The sequence below is a fragment of the Paenibacillus fonticola DSM 21315 genome (assembly GCF_000381905.1).
Classification (GTDB): Bacteria; Bacillota; Bacilli; order Paenibacillales; family Paenibacillaceae; genus Fontibacillus; species Fontibacillus fonticola.
Genome location: NZ_KB907252.1, coordinates 1 through 22,658 on the forward strand (window position 1 = coordinate 1; position 22,658 = coordinate 22,658).

Here is a 22,658-nt window from a genome sequence, read left to right on the forward strand (position 1 = left end):
TACAATCGCTCCGCCAGTCCCCTTCTCAGCCATCTTTTGTTCGAACGGCGATAACAGTTTCGGGTAGCTATTATGAATAGTACCGGATAATTCAATTTCAGTGCTGTAACAGTCAATTTCTTCATCTAAACGAAGTTTGGCATAACGATTCCTGATTTCTAGGCCTTCTTCTCCATGGATAGAAATATGACTAGCCTTAAGATTTAGCCCGCCCCTTGCCTGAATTTGTATAGTTTGTGTACTATTTAAAGCAACTCCGTTTGCAGAGTTCATGGATATATATAACATACCTTCATCCGCATTTATATTTAACTCGGAGTCGCCCAGTACTAATTCTTTGCATTGAGGATTAGAGATAGATTTTACGCCTGGATCAGACATTTTCCTATCATATCGTTCTCCCTTTGATTCATCCGAAAAAGACGTAGAAGGGGGCCTCTTCGGCTGCTTTCGTACCGATTGAATCACCATGGCGTCATCTTCATCGGCACTTGGAAAATATAGTTTAATCTGCGTCCCTTTCTCAGGCATAAGGTACCATACTTGGTTCCCCTCTGCGGAATAGGGAAGCCAGCGGGCTTCATCCGGATTCTGCTGTTCATCCATATCTAAGTGAATACGAACCTGATTTCGATTAATCTCAAGGATCCTGCCTTCGATCGCAGCTCCTATTATGGTAGGATTATATATTTTATTTACTCTCATACCATCAGGCAGCGCGCATTCATAAGACCATTTCATGACTCCTGATACCATCGAACCCTTGCGAGAAATAATGACATAAATTTTATCATCGCAGTAAACTTCGTCACCAAGCCCAAGAACCTCATCCCATTCAAATGAATATCTCGTGAAATCATCAGGTGAAGTCATTATTGCCCCATGAATCGCCCTATCCATATAATTAGCAATATTCCTACGCATTTGAAGAGGAACGTTCTTTAAAGATAACTGGCGTCTTCCTTGTGGAATTCCAATCCAAAATTGAATCCGATGTGCAGTAATGTTAGGCACTACGATCGCTCCGACATGGGAGGCTAATCGCTTAATAAAAGTCCAATCACTCTCTTGATATTGCATAATGAATTTCCCGGTCAACTGTTTTCCGAAGGCTTCATCAAGCATGTCTGAGTTTGAATATTCATTAAGAATTCCCTTTACAATATCATTATAACTATAATTAACCTGTTGGAATGAACGGCTTTTTAGTTGAGTATCCAGTTTAAAGCTATGAGATATACTATGTATTGTGGCAAATAAATTATTATGTATCTTTTGAACATCCACACGATATAATTGACCCATGAATAAAGGTATTTCCTGACCGTCATCTTGTACACGCCATAACTCAATGAAATCTCCACTTTGACTACTGCTAATGATTTTCTCCTCGTATTCCTCATTCATGTAGCCTGTGATTAGCAATTTTGCGTGCTCTCCAAATTCCTGTGTCATTTCCACATGCTGCAGACGCAGATTCCCATAGGGCCAAATCACCTTAATATTATGAAAGGCTATGACCTCCGCCAACTTTTCCGTCATATATTCTCACCTTCTTTTACAAGTCCTGGCCGTCATCTTCAATGGTTATTATTCCACCGGGATCTTTACATGAACAAACTAACTTTGACTTGCTAAGCAGAGCGGGTTCACCATCAATAAGGACATCTTCTTTACCATCTGTCCACTTCAATCCGGGAGCAATTTCCGGCTTGCAAATATCCCACGTTAACTTACACATTCCAAATGCACCAATTTCACTAATATTTGCCCCACAAACTGTATCGGCAACGTTTAAAAGGGGATGGTCCTTAATATAAACACCATGACAGGTTGGCAAATTTAAAACTCCGGGTTGATTGCCTTGGCTGCATTTTAGAACGGCACCTCTTACGACATAAGAATAATCACCCTCTGCTAAATTAAGCACTAACGAGCGAAGAAGCATTGGAATTAACATAGAGATTCTCCCTCCCTTTAACTAATCTAGTATTCATTTACTTTACCAGCGTATTGATCTCAGCAGAGCATAGCTTAACGGATACCATAAAGGGGCATCTTCCAGTTTATACTGATAACTGCCCAATAGAGCTTTTCCATGCCACGATGTAAGAAAAACAACCTGATAGTAGGGAGTAGGCTCAACTAAGAATAAACCTTCATAACAAGCTAAGATTTGCTCATTACTCTCAATCGCTACCTCATTAACAATCTTCATCTCCGGTCGCAATTGGGCTGCCTGTAACGATATCATTCGCAGAAAGTCTTCCACCTGCTCACTATTCATTTCATGATCCATCCAATCCAAACCAAAAGTGACTCCAGCCTCATTATCTTGAAACAACCGTCGATTCCCCTTTTTAGCATTACCTTCCCTTAAATTAATTTCCTCGAAAAAGCTATTCGGCATATAAATTGTCATTTGATTATTAAAAACTTGGCTTGGCTTAAACAACATATTCCTGTCATCTTTTAGTTGGAGGATTCCTTTCGAAATTCCCTCTAGACATTCTTCTTCAGAGAACAGCATCCACTCTTCATCCGCTGCCTCTGCAATCTCTCTATGAATTAGTTGATTATTACGTTGGTCTAAGAAAAACTCATCCCACCATTCAGCCATCAGCACACCTCTAGCTCGTTCAGAGCTATTTTTATCAATACAAATCCATTTATTCCTCGTCGAAGAAGACTCTCAGCAACGTCTTCGCTAATAATGCAATAAGATTCTCTGATCCCTTTAATTTTAAAAATGTGATTTCCTTTTACTTTCGCTCTATCTAAAACTAATTTTTTCAGGGATTGGTCATGAGGATTAAACTCTGTCAATTCAGAAAGACTTTCTATTCGCGGAATCTTCGAAAACCAATATAAAGATTGCTGGTCATTTGTTTTATCAATTAGATACAAACTTTTAAATCGGGCGTACAGATTATATTTTTCCAATATTCTTTTTAGGCGATCAGATACCAGCATGGCAGGCTGGAGCATCCAATCCACGTATTCAGACGATGGAACAGCATTCACTTCACAAATCTGAACAGGAGGCATTTTCTCAAATGGCAGCTTCAGGTTAGTAAAATGAGTTGGATAAATTTTATGTGCTACCCGAGTATCATCCTGTATGAGATAATAATTTTGCACCATGATCCTCCTTGCTCATTCAATCCAATCGATGGAGTTGATTTGTGAATCACTTAAATTCATCTTCCCTTTTTGCTGCAAGGAAATAGCTGTTCCCTGCATGGACGCACCTTTAAATTGCACATTTTCAAAACAGCGCACATGAGCTAAATTTGCAGCATTTAAATTAGCCTCGCTAAAATTGATACCTAGTAATCCTGGTGAACGGGCAGCACCATCCCGAATTGCTTGACCGCTTGCCGTTCCAAAGTAAGCTCCTCTCAGGTCACTTCCCGAAAAATCTGCGTCCGTTAGCCAAGAGCCGTCAAAGTCCGCTTCTCTTAAATCTGACTCTCTCCAACAAGTGCCAATAAGCACACAATCCACAAATTTACTTCGCTTAAAATCGCTATAACTAAAATCACTGTAACGCAAGTCTTTGGCTATTACATCTATACTTAAAAGTTTGTTTCCCCTAAAATTCTCATAAATAAGGATGTCCTGTTCATCAATTAATGCTAATTTAAATTTAGATTCATCGTGTGTTCTAATATCATCGATGTATAATGTTTCGCTGATATCCTTATATTCACCCGACCTAATATACAACCGATCAGATTTTTGAATAGACTGATATTCCTGCAATTGAACAAGTTGGGACACTACAGATTTAATCAGTGAAACAATAAATTGGTGAAAATACTTCAAAGCACTCTGAATCATATTCTCAATATCAGCAGGATTTAGAAGACCCATGTACTTTCTTTGCTCTACTACCAATTTCTCTTTCATCATAGAAATAGATTGATATGCCCATGAGGCATCATATACACTCATGCATGCCTGCTCATCCAAATACCACTTATTCGAATATGCTTCTACCCTATACAGATAGCTTTCTTCCAAAACGGAGGTTCTCATTAAAGAGTAATGGATATATGCAATCGGATCTTTCTCCTGTTTAGATTGCATAGTATTAACAAGCAAACAAATTTCCCGAAATGAATTTTCCACATGCAGAGCAAGTTCAGTTCGATATTGGTTAAATTTCGTTTCCACATCTTCGATAGATTCTGCCAATCCAGGGATGAAGTACTCCTTATAAAAATGAGACAAGGCTTCTTGCTTATCCAAAACGAATCCTCCAATCAATTCATTTTAATTTCCGTCCCAGAGAAAATCGTCTTATCATCCAATGTTATGCTATTCCCCTTTCCAGACAGTTCAATTTTATCTGCAGTGAGATTAATATCTTTATTTGACGTTAACGAAATTTGATCTGCTGCATTAATATTAATATTTTTACTGCTTACAATATGGATACCACTCTGATCATGGAGTATGATCGACATATCCTGTGAAGAAATCTCAATATGATCAGGCGCCAATTTGATTTTTTTTCCGTATTTCGTATAAAGTGTTTTCGTCGCAGGATCGAACATGACATCTTCTTCAGAATTGGATGATTCTTTAGTTGCTGAAGGAACGGTTGCTGAAGAACTGCTTATGGATGATTGTGTTGTCGATTTACTTGCCCCAGATGGAGCGGCTTGTCTCTTAACCGAACTCATCGCATACCCTTCTTCCTCTTTGCAGCTTGGAAAGTAAATTCGAACACTATCATTCTTCTCTGGCATACAATACCAGCCCGTATTATCTTCCGAAGCGTAAATCGTTGAATAAGGGAACCAGAAGTCGGAGTTAGGATCCTGCTGGTCATCCATTTGAAGCTGAACGCGAACCTTATCTCTATAAACACTGAGTACTCTGCCATGAATAGACGCACCAATGATTGAATGATTATACATTTTAATTGGTCGTAAGCCGCTTCGTGGGGATAACTTATAATAATTCCTTAATACGCCGTTTATCATTTCCGTGACCGCTTCAGCCACAAGCAAGGTTTTCCCTTTAAAGTCAACTTCATATCCAGGCTCTAGTACCTTAATTGACTCCACCTCATATTGGATAAAATCATATTCTTGTATGCCAGGGATTCTGTTATCTGAAGCGGTCTGATAATCGGCAACCCGCTTTGTAACCTTATAATTATTTGCTGGAATTTCCCCCTTGCTTAACCCCATCGGCATGCCAAAATAAAATTTAGGGACGCCATATCCAATGGCTGGTATTAAAGGAGAGTAGAAATGGGATGCCAACCGTTTGAGGAATTGCCAATCCGTCTCGTCATATTGCATAATAAACGTCCCGATCTCTTTTCCGCTGGTTACCATATCCATAGTATCTGCCTTGTCATATTGCGATACGATGGACTGAATAAGTTCTTTATAAGTTAATTTTGGATTTTGAAATGATCTGCTGCGACGTTTTACATCGAGTTGATACGTATGAGATACAGCCTCTACCAAGATGTAATGAACACCATTCACTATTTTTACTTCAACATCTAATGCAATACCACGGAATATAGGCTGTCTATTACCGGCATCATCAGTAATAAAAACCTTAACTTGTGTTTCATCATCAGAAGCTTTGATATAATGATCCTTCCTATCTTCCTCTATAATTCCCGCAAAACTTAATCGTGCATGATCGTTAACTTTTTTTACGATTTTAATATCTTGTAATCGAATAAGGTTATAAGGCATTACTTCAATATGATTATATGTAACTACATTATCCATCCTTCTTCCCCCCAACTACCTTTCTAAACATAATCCGTATTACATTATTTCGGCTTAACAAGGAGGGAAATTTACCCATAAATAATAAATTACACCTTTTTAGTTCTTTAGAACCAACAGGTGTAGACAATGATAACTGAGACTCGTCGAAGTGCTGTATTTCGTGGGGCCGAAATGGTTTTCCGCGGCGTAACAGTCTCCACGAAGTCTTAAAACGATTCATATTACGCCAAAAATATAATGAGATAAAATGTCATTTTATTAAGAAAATCACAACTAACAAAATGAACTAATGATACCATTATGTTAATGATAAAAATGGCCTAAGTCATAGTAATCCTTTAACTCCAGCTGCGTGCCTTCTTGATCTTTTGTATATTAAAGTCCGTATGTGGAGTTAACATTAGCTAATAATTATTGTTACCAGCTGATTTAAAAATGGCTGTTTCACTTTGCTGAAGCAGCATTTTTTTCAAATGGAGGAGAGATTACCAATGAGTAAAAACTGATGAAATCACTTCAGCTCTGGACTCTTCAAATGCAGCCGTGCAGATTACCGCACCAGCAGTTTTTTAAATTTCTTACACTTTTTAGGTGGCAAAATTCCCGCACATCTGATATACATATGGAGTAGCATATTACAGAAATTGATGATGAAAAGGGAGTAGAACCACTTGAAAAGAAAGTTTACCGACTATAAGCCTTTACTATGGATTTTGGCCATTCCGATACTTAATGTTTTTTATGGCGTGCTGAATCATGGAAATACAACCGTACGAAGTCTGATGATCTCGTGGGATCATCACATTCCGTTCATATCGGCTTTTATTATTCCCTATGTGCTTTGGTATCCTTTTATTATAGCCATGCTCTTTGCTTATTTTCTGAAAAATAAAGCAACGTACTATCGTACGCTGCTTACGCTGTGCCTGGGCTTAATCGCCAGCTATATTACGTTTTATTTCTATCAAACGACGGTAGAACGCCCGATCATTACAGAGACCGGGCCGACATACTGGCTCGTTAACCTTATATACATGACGGACGGCCCTTACAACTGCTTTCCCAGCATTCATGTGCTAACCAGTTACTTGATGCTTAAAGGATTATCCGAATGCAATTGGTCAAACCTATCCAAGTGGACGATTATGATTTCCTCGTGGATCATTACGTTCTCTACCGTATTCGTGAAGCAGCATGTCCTTCTCGATATCGTAGGGGCGATCGTTTTAGTAGAACTGTTATACTTTATTGTCCGCAAATGGATTTTTTCCGCCGATATCAGCCATTCCGCCTCCAGTTCCCGTCTGCGGGAACGTGCTCGGGAAATGTCGTCGAATGGATAGCAGAATATCTAACCACATTGCAGCTCGTCTATTCAAGTACGGTTCCTTCGAAGTTCAATGTGCTATCCTTTTAAAATAAATTTATACATAGGTACCCTTTCAGGTACTCATTCACCTCATCGTTGTCAGTCGGACAGCAAAGAGCCCTTGCAACCAAGGGCTCTTTGTCATGGATCTTTGCCGGGGGCTTTGTCGGGGATTTTAACTGGAACTGTATTTACCGTCCGTCTAATCGATAAACTTCAGCTGCTGCAGCATTTTCAGTAAAATAACAGCAGCTTGGGCACGCGTTACTGTACTCGATGAGTTAAACTTTCCATCGTCATCCCCTTTCAAAATTCCGCGGTTGGCCAGCAGCGCCACGCTTGATTCCGCCCACGCCGGGATCGCCTCTTTGTCCTTAAACACAGCTAGAGACGATGCTGTAGACAAAGGCGTTTCCATCGCTGTTATTCCAGCGGTCATTCCAGCAGCTGTTCCAGCTTCATTCCTTGTGACGAAGCGAACGGCATGTGCTGTCATCACTGCCATTTCCGCACGGGTCAGTTCGGCATTCGGCAGGAAGCGGCCCATCTCGTCTCCGCTGACAAGGCCATACTTGGCAGCAGCTCCAATCTCTCCCGCAAAGGACGTATTTGGACCAATATCTGTAAACTTGCTGTCGCTGTGTACTGGAGCCATTCCTAAGCTTCGGACGAGCGCTTTTGTAAATTCCGCCTTCGTCATCGCTGCCCCGGGTCCATAATTCTCCTCGTCGACGCCCTTGACGATAAATTTGGAGGCCAGCGGCCCAATATACGGCTCAGCCCAATGTCCCTTAACATCCGCATAATTTTTAGTATACTCCAGTACAGCATAAATGCTGTTGCCCGGACGCTTCATTTCCAAAGCAGGCCCTCTATCGGAATTTACAAGCACAGCGGGAACGAAAGACAATTCCCCGTTAGCTTCATTGAAATGAACCGCCGTTAATACACGGCTATTAACCGGTTTAGGGAGATAAATCATCCGGCTGACATACGTCAAGCCGAATTGATGCAAGCCACGTTCCTCTTCATCCACCGAAATGCTGACATTGAAATCCATCGCCGTATTAGCCACTAATGCGGCTCCAAGTGCTTGCGCCTCGTATTCCATTTTTTCAAGCGCCTTGCCCGTTAGCGGAATTAGGGAGATATTAACCATAGCCCGGCTGAAATCGATCGGATCGCTCATGCTATTCCCTTGTCCCGAAGGCCCGAGGCCGAGTACGTGCAGCGGAAGACCATAGCTGGCGCGGGCAGTCTGAATAACAAGGATGATTTTGTCGTCTTTGCCCGAAGCCAGAGCAAGCACCTCTGCAGGCAAGGACACTTTAACAGCACCGTTCAGCTCATTCGCCCGGACCACGAGCTCACGCCGGACACTGCGCTTAGCTGCGGCAAGTGCAGTCTGAATGTGCTTCGCACTCGCAGTTATGCGGGTCAGTTCTGTACCGTCAGCTTGCAGTTCCTTTACGATCTGCAGCTGTTTTCCGCTCAGTTCATATGCTTGAGCTCCAGCTTCCGGATTTGCCTGAGGAGTATTTTCCGGCTTAGCAGCGGGGTTACCGGGTGATGTTTGCGGCCCCGCAGGGGTTGATCCCGAAGATGACCCCGAAGAAGAATCCGGCGTATTGCCGCCACCGCCCGTACCACTGTCCCCTCCACCGTTACCGTTCGGCTTCGCCAGCTCAATAATGCGTCCCTCTACGATAGGGGATACTTTTCCGCCAAGCAGATCCACATATTCCATGAAAATTTCATAATCCGGATAGCCCAAATCCTCGTTGTATGCTCCGTTAGCGATAGCCTCGGCAAATGACGCATATCCATCGCCGCCATTCGCTACAAAACTGTTAGTTGCCAAACGATACGTCGCCGTTTCACTTAATGGGACATACACGTCTTCCTTTTTTATCTGAATATCATAAACCTTGCTGTTGGCAGGCCCATCCGGATCCCATTTAAACTTCATACCGGCTACCTGCGGAAATTTCCCCGGTAAATCCGCAAGCTTCGCCCCACTGATTCCATTCTCTAGCCCCTCCCTCAACTGTTTTCCAGTCACATCTAGGACAAATAGCGTGTTTCCGAAAGGCATTACCGTACGCAGCTCGCCCATCGTAATATCGCCTTCATCGATCGAAGCACGAATACCTCCGCCGTTCATGAGCGCAATGTCCGCATCTTTTAACTGCTTTGCCTTAGAGAGCATGCCATCGGCTATCAGGTTGCCCAAATTCGTTTCCCGGGAACGAGCGTGACCGCGCTCGCCGTCCAGCACGACCTTAGCAACGCCGATTACCTGCTTCTTGAGCACATCCAGTTCCTCGTTGAATGGTGCAAGCATCGCTTGGGCCATGCTGTCCTCCGCAATCATGCTGTCTACTGCAATCAGTTGGCCGCTTGTCAGACCTTCTCCTGTCAGCACCACACCTTGATTGTCAAAATACAAATCCACCCGTCCCAAATACTTCCCCCATTCATTAGACTGGACGATTACCGTAGGCGCACTGTTTGTGCCATTCTTCACGATTTCCGGCTCATCTAGCTTCGTATGGGTATGCCCGCCGACGATTAGATCAATTCCTTCAACTTGTCGGGCCAATTCCTTATCCCTGGCGTACCCCAGATGAGATAAAGCAATAATAATGTCCAGTCCTTCCGCTTCCATAGCATTGACCGCCTCAGTTGCAGCCTCCGCCGCCTGACGGAAGACGACATCCTTTCCCGGGCTAGACGTCTCCTTCGTATCCTCCGTTGTTAAACCCATCACCCCAACGCGCCGACCGTTTACATCTAGTACAATATAGGGGTATACGCCAGCATCGAGGGTAGATTTCGGAGCGCTGGCATCAATCGTCTTCGGCAGCTTGAGCAGCGGACTCATATGCTGATCCTGACTGAAATCAATGTTGGAGCTAACGAGCGGAAAGTGCGCTTGGCGCACAAAATCAGCCAATACAGCCGTTCCTTTATCAAACTCATGATTGCCGAAAGTCATGGCATCATATTTCATTAAATTCATAAATGCGAGATCAGCCATCCCCTGCCATTTTGTAAAATAAAGATCTCCTGAGAATACATCCCCAGCGTCCAAAAGCAGGCTGTTGCCCGCAGCCTCCTCACGTATTTGCCGGACAAGCGTTGTCCGCTTGGCCACATCGGCCAGATGTGCATGCGTATCATTCGTATGCATCACGGTCAGCTTCCAGTTTCCAGACGTTTCTTCTGCATGCGGGGAAGGCGGCTGCACTTCCAGCTCCAGTACGGCCTCCGCAACAAGAGCTGGTGAACTGCTGTCCGTGACCTGTATCGTTATCGGCACGACGCCAGCAGATGCTTCCCCGGGAATTCCCGATATCGTTCCGCTTGCCGGTTCTATGTACAGTCCTTCAGGCAGTTCAAGTGCAGCAAAGGTATAAGGCAGTTGTCCCCCATACACATCGATCGTAACTGAATATGCTGTGCCTGCAGTTGCTTTTGGAAGCAGCTGCTCCGCAATGCCAAAGGAAGAGACGTCAGTGGATACGCTTGCCTTCTGAGCCCCAGTATACTCCGGCTGCTCAGCCATAAGCGCTGTTCCGCTAAATAAGCAAGCCGTCATAAGCGGTACGATTAGAAGCAGTGCAAGCGACTTGTAACCCTTTTTTCCTAACATAATCTACCTCCCTACATTATTATCGCCCCAATCATATAGAATAAATGTTATCGCTAAGGCATCACTTTTTCCGGTTTATGTAAATTACTTCAATATCGAACTCAAATTTAGGCAGTAAATGCAAACAAGGATAACCCCATTAATCGATACAGGAGGTTATCCTTGTTGCTATATAAGTTGAACAATAAAATGGATGTGGGGCAAGTACGTAAAATGTTCCTACGATCGCTGTTGCTCCCAGATTTCTTGGATGATATAGATTCATAAGAGGTAGAAATCCACTCACAAAGGCGACCACAAGCTTATGCTCTCGAAGCAGCTTTCTTTCAGAAAGCTTTCAGTTTCTTCAGAATCATTTTCCTGCCTTGCCTGCATCTCATTTTTCAGTTCATCTTATATAGTTATATTCAGTTTATCTCCCTCAAGCTGACGCAGCGATCTCCTCTGATGAGGATTGAGACTGACGGGAAATCGTAAACAGGGTAATCCATATCAGCATAAATCCAAACAACTGGGCCACCGTGACTACTTCCTGAAAAGCAATCCAGTTAATGAGCACCCCGACCATCGGAAAGCTCAATTCAGCTAGAGTGGCTACGGAGGCCTTCGTAGTTGTCAGCCCTTTATAGTAAACGAGCAAACTGAGCAAACCTGGCAGCAGTGCCTGACCTAGCAAATTCAGCGAAACTGCGGCAAATGCGCCAGACTCCGCAGGTATATTCCAGGCGGCGCCTTCATTCCACGTGATCGCAAACAACAAAGGCAGTGCCAATAAGAAACGAAGTGAAGTTACCGTCTCATACTTCATCTGCCCCACCATCAGACGCCCCATTACGGTAGAACCGCCCCACAAGGCAGCCGCGCCGAGCGACAGCAGGCTTCCGATCTGCACAATTTCACTCCAATGCCCGATCGGCAGCGTAAAGCCAAAAGTCAGCAAGTATGTGCCTGCAAGAGCTAGCATAATGAGCCAGGAAAAATGTCTTGGCAAACGCTCTTTGAGCAGCAATCTCGCTAAAATAATCGCAAACAACGGCTGGAGCTTTTGCAGCAGCAGGACGGCATTGGGATTGCCGTTAACGAGTCCCATCGTGAACAGGATAGTAGCGATCGCTGAACCTCCCCAAGAAATAAAGAGAAGGGCACCGGCTTGCTTCCAGCCTAGTCCGCGAAGCTCCTGGCGATTCCTCCACATTACCGGAACAGCTATTAGCGCGATAATGATATGCTCCAGCAGCACGATTTGCGCTGAAGTGAGCGACTTCAGCAGAATGATGCGAAATAATGGATCGGCGCCCCATAAGGCGGCTCCGAGAACGACGAGCCAGAATCCGCTCTTGGAGCGGGCGGCTTTCAGCGGCAGCGAAGAATTAACTTTGACTCCTAGACTTACATTTTCCATGATGCTTTCTCCTATCTTGAATACGGAGTCTTTATGAACAGAAAGCCCCCGTCATCGACACTAGTTGTCGACCTGTACGGGGGCTGATCAAATAAGCTTGCCTTGGCACAAAAAACCGCAGCATGCTTACCCTTGATCTTCTCCCATCCGGACTTTACCGTCGGCCTTGGAATTTCACCAAGTCAGTCGCCACCTTGTTCAAGTGACGAGTCGCGGGCTGAAGCACGTTCATGGAACGAACTATAACCGCCGGTCAGGAATTTCACCTTACCCCGAAGATCCATATTCAAATGTATTTTTGATGCATTGAACTGTACTTTTGCTTTGAATTTAGAATACTACAAATTTATGCTTATTCCTGTGAAGGAAGTCACATTTGAAACGACACTTTGCTTTGTTTCATAAAGTTTCAATTCACTTTCATATAGTATAACACTTTTTCATTATATGTGAAGCCTACTGCCAATTTATACCGATTGTGCATTTGCACAACACACTGCTTTCGTTGTTGATCGATCGTTCTCTTCATTCCAGGGGTTTGCTACAATGGTCAGTAGAACCAATCCGTGAAAAAGAGGTGCCCTATTTTGCCACAAATGCTGGAAATTGAACAATTGAAGAAGAGCCATGCCAATACGCCCGAAATTCTTCTATTTCGCGATGTAGACGCGGCAGCGGCCCAGCATGACCGCATTGCGCTGCTCGGAAGCTCAGGACAGGGCAAGAGTACTCTGCTGCGAATTCTGTCCTTGCTGGATATCGCCGATGAAGGAGTGATCCGCTTTGCGGGCCTTTCCTCTAAACAAGCCGATCCCATTCAATGGCGAATGAAAATTTGCTATGTCGCCCAGCAAGCGGTCATGCTGCCAGGCAGTGTTGAAGATAATTTAAAAATAACCCACGAGCTTCATCACATCCCGTACAATGTCACGCTTGTAAAAAAACTATTAACACAATCGGGTTTGGAATCGCTCGACCTAAGTAAAAAGGCTTCCGAGCTGTCCGGCGGCGAGAAGCAGCGCATCTCCCTGATCCGTGCCTTGTTATTGCGGCCGCAAATGCTATTGCTGGACGAAATTACGGCTTCACTGGATCAATGCAACGCAATGCGGGTAGAGGACATGCTCGAGGAATGGCACCAACAGGAAGGCACGGGCATGATCTGGGTCACGCATCAATTGGAGCAAGCCGCCCGCATTAGCGATTACGTCTGGTTTATGGGAAATCGCACTTTGCTCGAAAAGTCGCCTACCCGCCAATTTTTCGAACAGCCGGCCACAGAGCTGGCGCGGCAATATTTGCAGCAGCCGCTGGTCAAGGGGGATGAACTATGTCTCTCCTAGCGCTCAGCTTTACGATCATTTTTGTTATGGTAACGATGCTCATCTCCGTCTGGCAGAAGCTTGATCTGGAAAAAGATATCGCCATCGGAACGGTCCGTGCCGCTGCACAATTGCTGCTGGTCGGGTATGTGCTCCAGTTTGTGTTTAACAGCAATCATCCTTTATTCATACTAGCTATCATTGTGTTTATGATTATCATCGCTTCGAGAAATGCAGCCAAACGCGGTAAAGGTCTCGCAGGCATTTGGTGGAGAGTGGCCGTCGCCATTTCAGCCACTGAGCTGTTAATGATGGGGCTGCTGCTCGGACTGAACATTATTGAACCTACACCCCAGTATATAATTCCGATTAGCGGAATGACGATCGGCAATGCGATGGTTGTCGCTGGCTTGTTCCTGAACCAGTTCAAGCGCGATATTCAGGCCTCTTCGGGAGAAATTGAAACATTGCTGTCCCTTGGAGCTACCGCACGTAGGGCTGTGCAAAACGTCATGCAGCGCTCGGTAAAATCCAGCATGATCCCGACGATCGATGGGATGAAAACTGTAGGACTCGTTCAGCTTCCAGGCATGATGACGGGGATGATCATTGCTGGTGCCAACCCTGTTGAAGCGGTTCGTTATCAGATTCTTATCGTTTTCGCCTTCACAAGCTCTGCAGCCATCACCAGCATCCTGCTTAGCACGCTAAGCTACCGGCAATGGTTCACGAAGGATTTACTCCTTCGCCAAGTGGATTAAGCCAAGTGGAATAAACGGAAGCGATAGAGAAATTAAATATAAGATAGAGATAGTCCAGCCCAATTTTCAACTTAAAATCCGGAGCCTCTCAGTATAGAGCAGGCTCCGGATTTTTATAATCATCGTTTATGGTTATTCAAAGGCAGGTATGGCGATTTCATCGTAATTTTCCTGCAGGAATTGCTTCACTTCGGGTCCCGACATCACTTTAGCCAGCTTCTGCACAGCTTCCGAATCCTGATTATCCTCACGGGCTACTAACGTAATGGCGAAGTCGGATTCCGCCGTCTCGGTCAGCAGCGCATCCTTTTTCGGCGTCAAGCCGAGCGGACTTGCATAAGCCGGAGTCATGAGCGCGAGATCCACGTCGTCCAGCATCCGCGCCAGCATAAGCAGATCCACTTCCTCGAATTTGTAATTTTTCTCGTTTTCAATAATATCGGCTTGGGTCGCGTTAATGCCTGCGCCTTCCTTCAGCTTGATTACTCCGGCTTTATCCAGCATATCCAGTGACCGGCCAATGTTGGACGGGTCGTTGGCGATAGCAATCACCGCGCCCTCCGGCAGCTCTTCCATTGATTTATAGCGCTTTGAATACGCGCCATATATGGCGTGGTAGATCGGCTGCACGGCTACCAGATTAGCGTTCTTGTTCTGGTTGTACTGCTCCATATACGGGACGTGCTGAAAGAAGTTGACGTCCACTTCCTTATTCGCCAGCGCATCATTCGGCTGTATATTGTCCGAGAGTACAACAATCTCCAGATTAACGCCTTCCTCCTTCAGCAGCGGCTGAACGAGCTCGAGGATTTCGGTCATCGGCGGAATAAGCGTTGCCACTTTAAGCGTTGCCTCCTCCTGCTGCTGCAGCGATTCTGCCGGCGCAGCTTCCTTATTCGCTGCGCCGCTGTCCGCTTGTTTGCCGCAGCCGGCCAAAACGACCAGCAGTAATGAGAGTGTGAGCATCCATTTTTTCATCGTATGTTTCCCTCCGAATATCTAATCTAAGTATGATGCGATAACCATGAACCTTATCTAGCTATGAACGCTTATCCAGCATTCTGGAAATCGTCGTGCCTGCATATTGAATGCCCTGTACCAGTACGATCATCAATAGGATCACTCCGGTCATCAGCTCCGTCTCAAAACGCTGATACCCGTAGCGAATGGCAAAATCGCCAATCCCGCCGCCCCCGACGATCCCCATAACAGTAGAGTAGGAAATGAAGCTAATCGTCGATGTAGTTAACCCGAGTACCAGACCAGAGCGGGCCTCCACGTACAAAAACTTGACGATCATCTCCAGCTTGGACGCACCCATTGAACGCGCCGCTTCGATCACGCCGCGAGGCACGTCGAGCAGCGCCTGCTCCACCTGCCGGGCATAGATAGCAATCGCCACGACCGCCAAAGGAATCGAGGCCGCCAGCGTGCCGATCGCCGTACCAACGATCATCCGGGTGAGCGGAATCATGAAGACGACCAGCAGCAGGAACGGGAACGAGCGGATGATATTGACGAGGCTGTTAAGCACCCATGACCAGGTATGGTTCTCGTAGATCTGGCCTTTTCGGCACAGGAACAGCAGCGTGCCAACAGGCAGGCCGCAGAGAATTGCGGCGGCAACCGATATTCCCACCATGAAGAACGTCTGGCCGATCGCCTTCCTGATCTCAGCCTCGTATTGAATCATACTGTCCAGCATTACAGAAATATCAAACATCGCTTAGCCCCTCCGTACCCAGCAATTGTTCCCTGTACGATTTCGGAGACGGGATCGCGGCAGTCTGATTCCGCGGCTGCAGTGCAAAGTTGTCCGTCAACAGGCCGTCCTCCATCACGGAAACCTGTTGGCATATTTGCGCCACCACATCCATTTCGTGTGTGACGATAACGATCGTGACTCCCAACGTCTCGTTCACATGCCGCAGGACACCAAGAATATCATGCGTCGTCTTCGGATCGAGGGAAGAGGTCGGTTCATCGCAGAGCAGCACCTTAGGCTGATTCGCCAAGGCACGGGCGATCGCTACCCGCTGCTTCTGCCCTCCGCTGAGCGCCGCCGGATACTCCTCCGCCTTATCCGATAACCCGACAAATTTCAGGCATTCGCTAACCCGCTCGGCCCGCTGCCTTCTCGGCAGCCCGGTCAGTTCCAGGGGAACGGAGACATTGCCGCTGACTGTACGATTCTGGAGCAGATTAAACTGCTGAAAAATCATACCGATTGATCTTCGCGCTTGGCGCAGCTCGGTTTCGCTCATGCCGGTCCAGTCCTGGCCTGCCACGATGACCCTTCCTGCATCTGGAGCTTCCAGCATATTCATCAGCCGCAGCAGCGTGGATTTCCCTGCACCGCTTGGACCGATGATTCCGTGAATCGATCCTTCCTCAACCGCTAGAGTTACTCCTTGAACCGCAGCTAGTCTATCATTTCGCTGCTGGCCATAGCTCTTGCTTACCTCATGCAGGGATATCATCCGGCTTCCCCCTTTAACCGCCCTAAAATTGTACCACTAATATTTAACACCTGTTATACTCATGATCTTCTCATGATTATACGTGATTAACGTCACTGTGTCACTAATTTTAATAAACACATCATTCTATTAAAAAGCAAATACTGCGCAAAAAAACCGAAAGACTGCCGCTAACTAGCGGTTATCTTTCGGTTTCAAAGCGCAATTATTTACATAGAAATAATTAAAATTAATTCTCCAACCAGCTTTCGTCCCAGAGGACATAGCCTGTCGCATCTTCTCCGGCCGGTCCAGTAAACTTAACGTACAACTCGGTTGTGTTGTTAGGCAGCACCAGAACGTTTTCAACTACGGTGCCGTTCTCAACTTTTCCTGTAGCGAGAGCTTGTCCCTCTTTGTCGGAAATAGTGTACGTTCCTGAGTAAATCCTATCGGATTTTTGTGTCTTCAAACCAACTAATACACCAATTTTTTTTGTACCTTCTTTTACTTTAAAAGCAAAGCCTTGACCCGCACTGTTCACACCGCTAACCACGAACGCAGTTTCGTACTGTGTCTCTCCGAACCTCAAATCTTCCTTATTACGAGTTATACCGCTCTTATAGTAACTCCACTTAAAATGACTTACATTATTCTCACTAAAAGGAACTCTTTCACCCTTGCCCGGAGTTTCGGCAATCGGTCCCGTCGTGATCGAAATTTGCTGTTTGGCCGCATCGTAGCGAATATCTGCTCCAGTGGCTTCAGCTACAGCACGAAGGGGTACGTATGTAGTCCCTTTATAACTGATTGGAACAGCCTTCGCCCCGTTCGCATCTTTAGCCGTCCATGCCTGTCCGTTCAACAAAAACGAAATGCCGTGGTTCAAGTTAGCCTGAATACGTTACAATGCGGAAGCCGCAGATACGCCTGCAGAAAAAGTCAACAGTAGAACAAGCGCCGTCCCGATCATTACCGTCTTTTTGGATTTCATTTTCAAGAGTCATCTTCCTTCCCATAAATATTCTATGTATTTATTTCTACATAATAATACATTATTCTACATTTTTCTTAAATGTGTCGAAGTCCCCAATTTCCAGGCAATTCCTTGAAAAAATCAGGGGATGCCCATGCAACCACGACAAAAAGACCACTCTGCTTCCTTCGATTGGCCTATAAGCCCTACACGTATTGTTTGCTCCAACTTTCCAATCAGTGTGCAGAATCGTTTCCTTTACCGTGTCACGCTTCCTGAATATGGAATTTCCCGCAGTATCATCATTGTGTCACTAATTTAAAAAATCATTCCATTTAACTTTTTTACCAAAAAGCAGTGCCACCCGGCTTCCGTACAAGGAAGGGGTGGCACTAGGCAGGATTAAATCAAGTTCGATTGACGCAATAAACGTTCTACGATCAGAGCTGTCTCAGCACGTGTTATATTTTCGTGAGGTGAAATTTTTCCTTTATATCCGCTGATGATACCCTGAAGGAGGTTTATCGCAGCCCCCTCCTGAGCCCAAGGACTAATATGATCCTGATCTGAAACTACGGATAGCGCTTCAGTGATTTGACTGGCCGTCAAGTTGCTGTCCAATCCGGTCAGCTTCATCGCTTTAGCGATAATCATCATCGCTTCCTGGCGGGTAATATTGTTATTCGGCCGGAACTCCCCGCTGTCATAGCCTTGAATCAAGCCATAAGCTACCCCGGTATTTACTGCATCACGGAACCAGTCGTCATTGAGAACATCATTGAAATCGAAATTGGAATTGTTCCCCGCGGTCGTTAGACCAAGTGCACGTACGACGATCGAAATAAATTCTCCGCGAGTTATATCGCGACTAGGTTGATACAGTGAATCTGCGTCCCCGTTAATAATTAAGCGGGAAGCCAGCTCCTCGATATGCTGCTTGGCCCAATGTCCGTCGATGTCATTAAAGGTACTCTGATTATGTATGACCGAGTACACGCTATTGCTCCGACTATGAATTACAGTATAGAGCCGCCCCTCTTTCTGGACAACTCGCGTTGGAACATGAGCAAGAGTTCCTGACTTTGTCATTACGATCCCTGTAGTAATCTGATCCTTCGCAACGCCTTCCAAGACCGGAATCGTTAGCTGGATATACTGTTTAAACGTATCAACCGAAACAGTCCGTTCCCCATTAGTTACTTTAATCAGAAAATCTACGGCAGGCGCAATCCACTTGACAGACGGCCCAGATCCACTCGTTATGGCCGGGTGCTCAGCTGATTTTTTTATTTCTACACGCACCTGGATGTCTTGTGCTGAGCTGCCGCTTCTCATTTGATCGATTATTTCTTGCATAGTAGTGTAATGGATCGGAAGTTTAAGCTCTCCGTAATCTGTTTTAACTTCCAGTATAGCCTGCTTCGTATACATGAGATAGATTAAATCCCCTGACAATTCAGCGACAACGGAATCTGAGGAATGAAGTACTGGAATAGAGAGAACGAACCCGTTATTTTCCTTCTGTAAACTCTCAATTACCGCACTCCCGGCTATGGAAACAGTCGTTATCTTCTGTCCGGCTTCCTCCATAGTCTTAATGGCAGCCCACTTTTCTACTCGTTCACGTCCTACATAGATCGGCAGGAACTCAACTGCAGCATCTCCAGGCTTTCCGCCATCCTTTGAATCTGTTCCCCCGCCTGAGCGACTGCTGTTTCCACTTGGCCAGCCACCGCTGTTCCCATTGTTATTGCCGCCATCGTCGTCGTTGCCGCCGTTGTTGCCACCGTTGTTGCCGCCACTACCGTTATCATCCGGCTTTCGGTCCTTTGTTATTGTAAGTACATAGGTTTTTGAATCTCCGTTCTGAGCGTAAATACGGATTTGGACAACGTTCACTCCTGTATTCAACTGTACGGTAATTGGGCCGCCGCTGCCAACTATCTGTCCATCTACTTCAAGCGAAGCCGATGGATCCGCCAAAGTTGGAGTAATATCTATTTCGTCTACAGAATAGGCCACCAAAACGCTGTAATCCGTAATACCCGGATCAAATTCAGGAGTCACTGTTCCCTTATTAACAATCAGACTGCTAAGATCGGCATCGCTTGGCAAATCTGCCCGATGAACCGTCAAGGTGTAAATCTTCACGGTTCCGCTCTGTGCTGTGACAACTATCTCAATTAAATTTCTGCCTACTACTAGCGCGACCTCGGCTTCTTGGCCACTAAGCACTTCTATTCCATTTACTCGCACTGTCGCATTAAGATCTTCCAGTGTAGGCGTTACATACACAGCAGTCACTACATTAGCCACATTAACGGAATAGTCCGTATCTTCTGTGTGGAATTGAGGTGTCAGTGTCAAGCCTTTAAGAGAAAGATCACTTAGTAACGCATTGTCTGACGAAGCACGAGTCACCGCGATCGTATACGTCTTTATTGTGCCATCCTGGGCTGTAACTTTTACAGCGATCGTATTCGGGCCCACGTTCAGCGGGATCGTTCGGGCTACCCCACTGCTTACTGAGGTACCATTAATTTGAACCGTTGCCCCCGCGTCCTCCACACTCGCCGTCACTGCCAGCCCGCTGACCGGATGACCTACTGAAGATGTGTAGCTGAGCACATCTTTGTCAAAGACCGGATCGAGCGTGCCTTCACTTAACGTAAGACTGTTTAAATCTGCATTTGCAGATAGAGCACGAGTCACCGTGACCGTGTACGTCTTGGTTGTTCCATCCTGGGCTGTAACTGCAACAGTGATCGTATTCGGGCCGACACTAAGCGGGACCGATTGGGCCGTTCCACTGCTTACTAACGTATCGTTAATTCGGACCGTTGCCCCCGTGTCCACCGTATTCGCCGTCACATCCAGCCCGCTGACAAGGTGACCTACTAAGGCCGTGTAGCTAAGCACATCTTTGTCAAAGGCCGGATCGAGCGTGCCTTCACTCAGCTCAAGACTGTTTAAATCTGCATTCGCAGAGGGAGCGCGTTCCACCGTAATCGTGTACGTCTTCGTTGTTCCATCCTGGGCTGTAACTACAATAGTGATCGTATTCAGGCCAACGTTCAGCGGGACCGTTTGGGCTACCCCACTGCTTGCTTCGGTATCATTAATTTGGACCGTTGCCTCCGCCTCCGCCACACTTGCCGTCACCTCCAGCCCGCTGACCGGGTGACTTACTGAAGCCGTGTAGCTAAGCACATCTTTGTCAAAGACCGGACCGAGCGTGCCTTCACTTAACGTAAGACTGTTTAAATCTGCATTTGCAGATAGAGCACGGGCCACCGCGATCGTGTACGTCTTTATTGTGCCATCCTGGGCTGTAACCGCAACCGATATCGGATTCGGGCCGACGCTCAGCGGGATCGTTTGAGGCGTTCCACTGCTTACTAGCGTACCGTTAATTCGGATCGTTGCCCCCGCGTCCGCCACAATCGCCGTCACGTCCAGCTCGCTGACCGGGTGATTTACTGTAGCCGTGTAGCTAAGTACATCTTTGTCAAAGGAGGGGCTGAGCGTGCCGGCACTTAGCGTAAGACTGTTTAAATCCGCATTCGCTGATAGCGCACGGGTCACCGTAATCCTGTACATCTTTTTCGTTCCATCCTGGGCTGTAACTTCAATAGTGATCGCATTCGAGCCGACGCTCAACGGGATCGTTCGGGCTACCCCACTGCTTACTTTGGTTCCATTAATTTGAACCGTTGCCTCCGCGTCCGCCACACTCGCCGTCACGTCCAGCTCGCTGACCGGGTGACTTACTGAAGCCGTGTAGTCAAGAACATCTTTGTCAAAGGCCGGGCTGAGCGTGCCGGCACTTAGCGTAAGACTGTCAAGATAAGCGTTGTTCGACAACACCATTTCCCATGTATAAATCATGCCTTTCTCTCCAACAGAAACGATAAAATTGCCGTCAGGCCGAGCAATCACTTTATTAAAAAAATTGCCTATATGTAACTCTTCGCTCCAATTGACTCCATCCGTTGAAGATAAAATAACCCCTGATGTCCCTTGACCATTAACATCCTGGTCCACATCGCCCCCGACTATAAGAAATTTGCCTCCACTATATTCTACTGAATTTAAATTTATCGTCCCCGTCGGCAGTCCTTGAACCTTTGTCCATACTGCTCCAGTATCCGATGTAAGCACTGTGCCATTTGTTCCGGCAGCAATAAATTTCCCGGCACCATAAACAACATCAAACAAATATTCAGTCGTCCCTATATTCAGCGCTCTTGCTGTCCAATCCCGGCCATTCGTTGACGTATAAATATTATCCGGATCTCCGACGACTACAAATTGCCCTCCGCCGTAAGTAATTCCAATCAAATATTCATTGCTGGCAATCGAATTGCTTTTTGTCCAATTCTCCCCATTTGACGAAGTTAATATGGTGCCGCCTTCTCCTACGGCTACATAAAGTCCGTCGTGATACGTAATCGCGCTAAGCTCACTCGTTACACCAGAGGTTTGCTGCTGCCATGTCACACCATTCTGCGAGGTGTATATTTCCCCTCCGCTGCCTACAACGACCCACTTATTCCCTGCATAAATCACATCGAACATGGATTTCAATTGCCAAGGCTTGCTGGCCGTCCATTGGTGTCCATCCGTTGAAGTAAGAAACTCACCGTCTGTTCCAATCGCGACCCAAAGACCGTTCCCATATGCAGCACTATTTAGATGTTTAATGCCTGGAGACTGCTCTTCTACCCATACGGGCGCTGCTTTTGCAAACCCTAACCCTATTCCCGGAATTCCAGAAAAGGCGACCAAAATACATAATATGACCATACACGCGGAGCTGCTTGCTCTTCTCATTTTTAACACCTTCTACCCTCCTTCAATTCTCTTAAAATTTATGCAAAAAAAGCAAGATATATAAAGACAGCGTTATCCTTTTTTTGCCTATTTATCTGTTATTATATATGACT

General features: G+C 45.9%; 16 protein-coding genes and 1 riboswitch. Of the genes, 3 read left to right on the forward strand and 13 right to left on the reverse strand.

Annotated features, from left to right (window positions below; all coding sequences use genetic code 11):
• From G358_RS0109420 to G358_RS0109445, 6 genes are all read right to left on the reverse strand, one after another.
• Nucleotides 1-1,542 (reverse strand): type VI secretion system Vgr family protein (locus tag G358_RS0109420; protein WP_019636963.1); only part of this gene is annotated, 1,542 nt, incomplete at its 3' end.
• A gap of 16 nt (nucleotides 1,543-1,558) precedes the next feature.
• Nucleotides 1,559-1,960 carry a DUF4280 domain-containing protein gene (locus G358_RS0109425; protein ID WP_019636964.1) on the reverse strand — a complete coding sequence of 134 codons (402 nt, stop codon included), beginning with the start codon at nucleotides 1,958-1,960 and terminating at the stop codon, nucleotides 1,559-1,561.
• A 42-nt stretch (nucleotides 1,961-2,002) separates the two neighbouring features.
• Complete coding sequence (locus tag G358_RS0109430) at nucleotides 2,003-2,620, reverse strand: hypothetical protein (RefSeq protein ID WP_019636965.1); 618 nt, start codon at nucleotides 2,618-2,620, stop codon at nucleotides 2,003-2,005.
• Entirely contained in the window at nucleotides 2,620-3,144 is a 525-nt protein-coding gene (locus G358_RS0109435; RefSeq protein WP_157274315.1) for an imm11 family protein, read from the reverse strand. Before G358_RS0109435 ends, G358_RS0109430 begins: the two co-directional genes overlap by 1 nt.
• A 12-nt stretch (nucleotides 3,145-3,156) precedes the next feature.
• The gene (locus G358_RS0109440; RefSeq protein WP_019636967.1) at nucleotides 3,157-4,254 is read right to left on the reverse strand and encodes a pentapeptide repeat-containing protein; all 1,098 of its coding nucleotides are present in this window, start codon (nucleotides 4,252-4,254) and stop codon (nucleotides 3,157-3,159) included.
• Nucleotides 4,255-4,268: 14 nt separating this feature from the next.
• Nucleotides 4,269-5,765, reverse strand: a complete 1,497-nt coding sequence (locus tag G358_RS0109445) for a contractile injection system protein, VgrG/Pvc8 family (protein WP_019636968.1) — start codon at nucleotides 5,763-5,765, stop codon at nucleotides 4,269-4,271.
• Between the two features lie 674 nt (nucleotides 5,766-6,439).
• On the opposite strand from G358_RS0109445, the gene G358_RS0109450 reads away from it, so the two are divergent.
• Nucleotides 6,440-7,111: a phosphatase PAP2 family protein gene (locus tag G358_RS0109450; protein WP_019636969.1), complete on the forward strand. Its 672-nt coding sequence runs from the start codon at nucleotides 6,440-6,442 to the stop codon at nucleotides 7,109-7,111.
• 228 nt (nucleotides 7,112-7,339) lie between these two features.
• Here the strand turns inward: G358_RS0109450 and G358_RS29755 are convergent, their stop codons facing one another.
• Complete coding sequence (locus G358_RS29755; RefSeq protein ID WP_019636970.1) at nucleotides 7,340-10,792, reverse strand: 5'-nucleotidase C-terminal domain-containing protein; 3,453 nt, start codon at nucleotides 10,790-10,792, stop codon at nucleotides 7,340-7,342.
• Between the two features lie 421 nt (nucleotides 10,793-11,213).
• Nucleotides 11,214-12,194 carry a DMT family transporter gene (locus G358_RS0109465; protein ID WP_019636972.1) on the reverse strand — a complete coding sequence of 327 codons (981 nt, stop codon included), beginning with the start codon at nucleotides 12,192-12,194 and terminating at the stop codon, nucleotides 11,214-11,216.
• A 131-nt stretch (nucleotides 12,195-12,325) separates the two neighbouring features.
• Nucleotides 12,326-12,478: riboswitch (FMN riboswitch) on the reverse strand.
• Nucleotides 12,479-12,790: 312 nt separating this feature from the next.
• On the opposite strand from G358_RS0109465, the gene G358_RS0109470 reads away from it, so the two are divergent.
• Nucleotides 12,791-13,537 carry an ABC transporter ATP-binding protein gene (locus tag G358_RS0109470; protein ID WP_033403916.1) on the forward strand — a complete coding sequence of 249 codons (747 nt, stop codon included), beginning with the start codon at nucleotides 12,791-12,793 and terminating at the stop codon, nucleotides 13,535-13,537.
• A complete protein-coding gene (locus G358_RS0109475) occupies nucleotides 13,525-14,277 on the forward strand; it encodes an ABC transporter permease (protein WP_019636974.1) in 753 nt (250 codons plus the stop codon). Before G358_RS0109470 ends, G358_RS0109475 begins: the two co-directional genes overlap by 13 nt.
• Before the next feature lie 132 nt (nucleotides 14,278-14,409).
• On the opposite strand, the gene G358_RS0109480 is transcribed toward G358_RS0109475, so the two are convergent.
• The 5 genes from G358_RS0109480 to G358_RS0109500 form a co-directional block, all read right to left on the reverse strand.
• Nucleotides 14,410-15,255: a MetQ/NlpA family ABC transporter substrate-binding protein gene (locus G358_RS0109480; protein WP_019636975.1), complete on the reverse strand. Its 846-nt coding sequence runs from the start codon at nucleotides 15,253-15,255 to the stop codon at nucleotides 14,410-14,412.
• A 61-nt stretch (nucleotides 15,256-15,316) separates the two neighbouring features.
• Nucleotides 15,317-16,000, reverse strand: a complete 684-nt coding sequence (locus tag G358_RS0109485) for a methionine ABC transporter permease (protein WP_019636976.1) — start codon at nucleotides 15,998-16,000, stop codon at nucleotides 15,317-15,319.
• Nucleotides 15,993-16,757 (reverse strand): methionine ABC transporter ATP-binding protein, encoded by a 765-nt coding sequence (locus G358_RS29760; RefSeq protein ID WP_019636977.1) that lies wholly within the window; start codon nucleotides 16,755-16,757, stop codon nucleotides 15,993-15,995. The genes G358_RS0109485 and G358_RS29760 overlap by 8 nt, the downstream gene beginning before the upstream one ends.
• Nucleotides 16,758-16,986: 229 nt before the next feature.
• On the reverse strand, nucleotides 16,987-17,625 hold the full coding sequence (locus G358_RS31255; RefSeq protein WP_019636978.1) for a stalk domain-containing protein: 639 nt from the start codon (nucleotides 17,623-17,625) through the stop codon (nucleotides 16,987-16,989).
• A gap of 489 nt (nucleotides 17,626-18,114) precedes the next feature.
• Nucleotides 18,115-22,545 (reverse strand): cadherin-like beta sandwich domain-containing protein, encoded by a 4,431-nt coding sequence (locus G358_RS0109500; RefSeq protein WP_240480001.1) that lies wholly within the window; start codon nucleotides 22,543-22,545, stop codon nucleotides 18,115-18,117.
• Nucleotides 22,546-22,658: the final 113 nt, after the last annotated feature.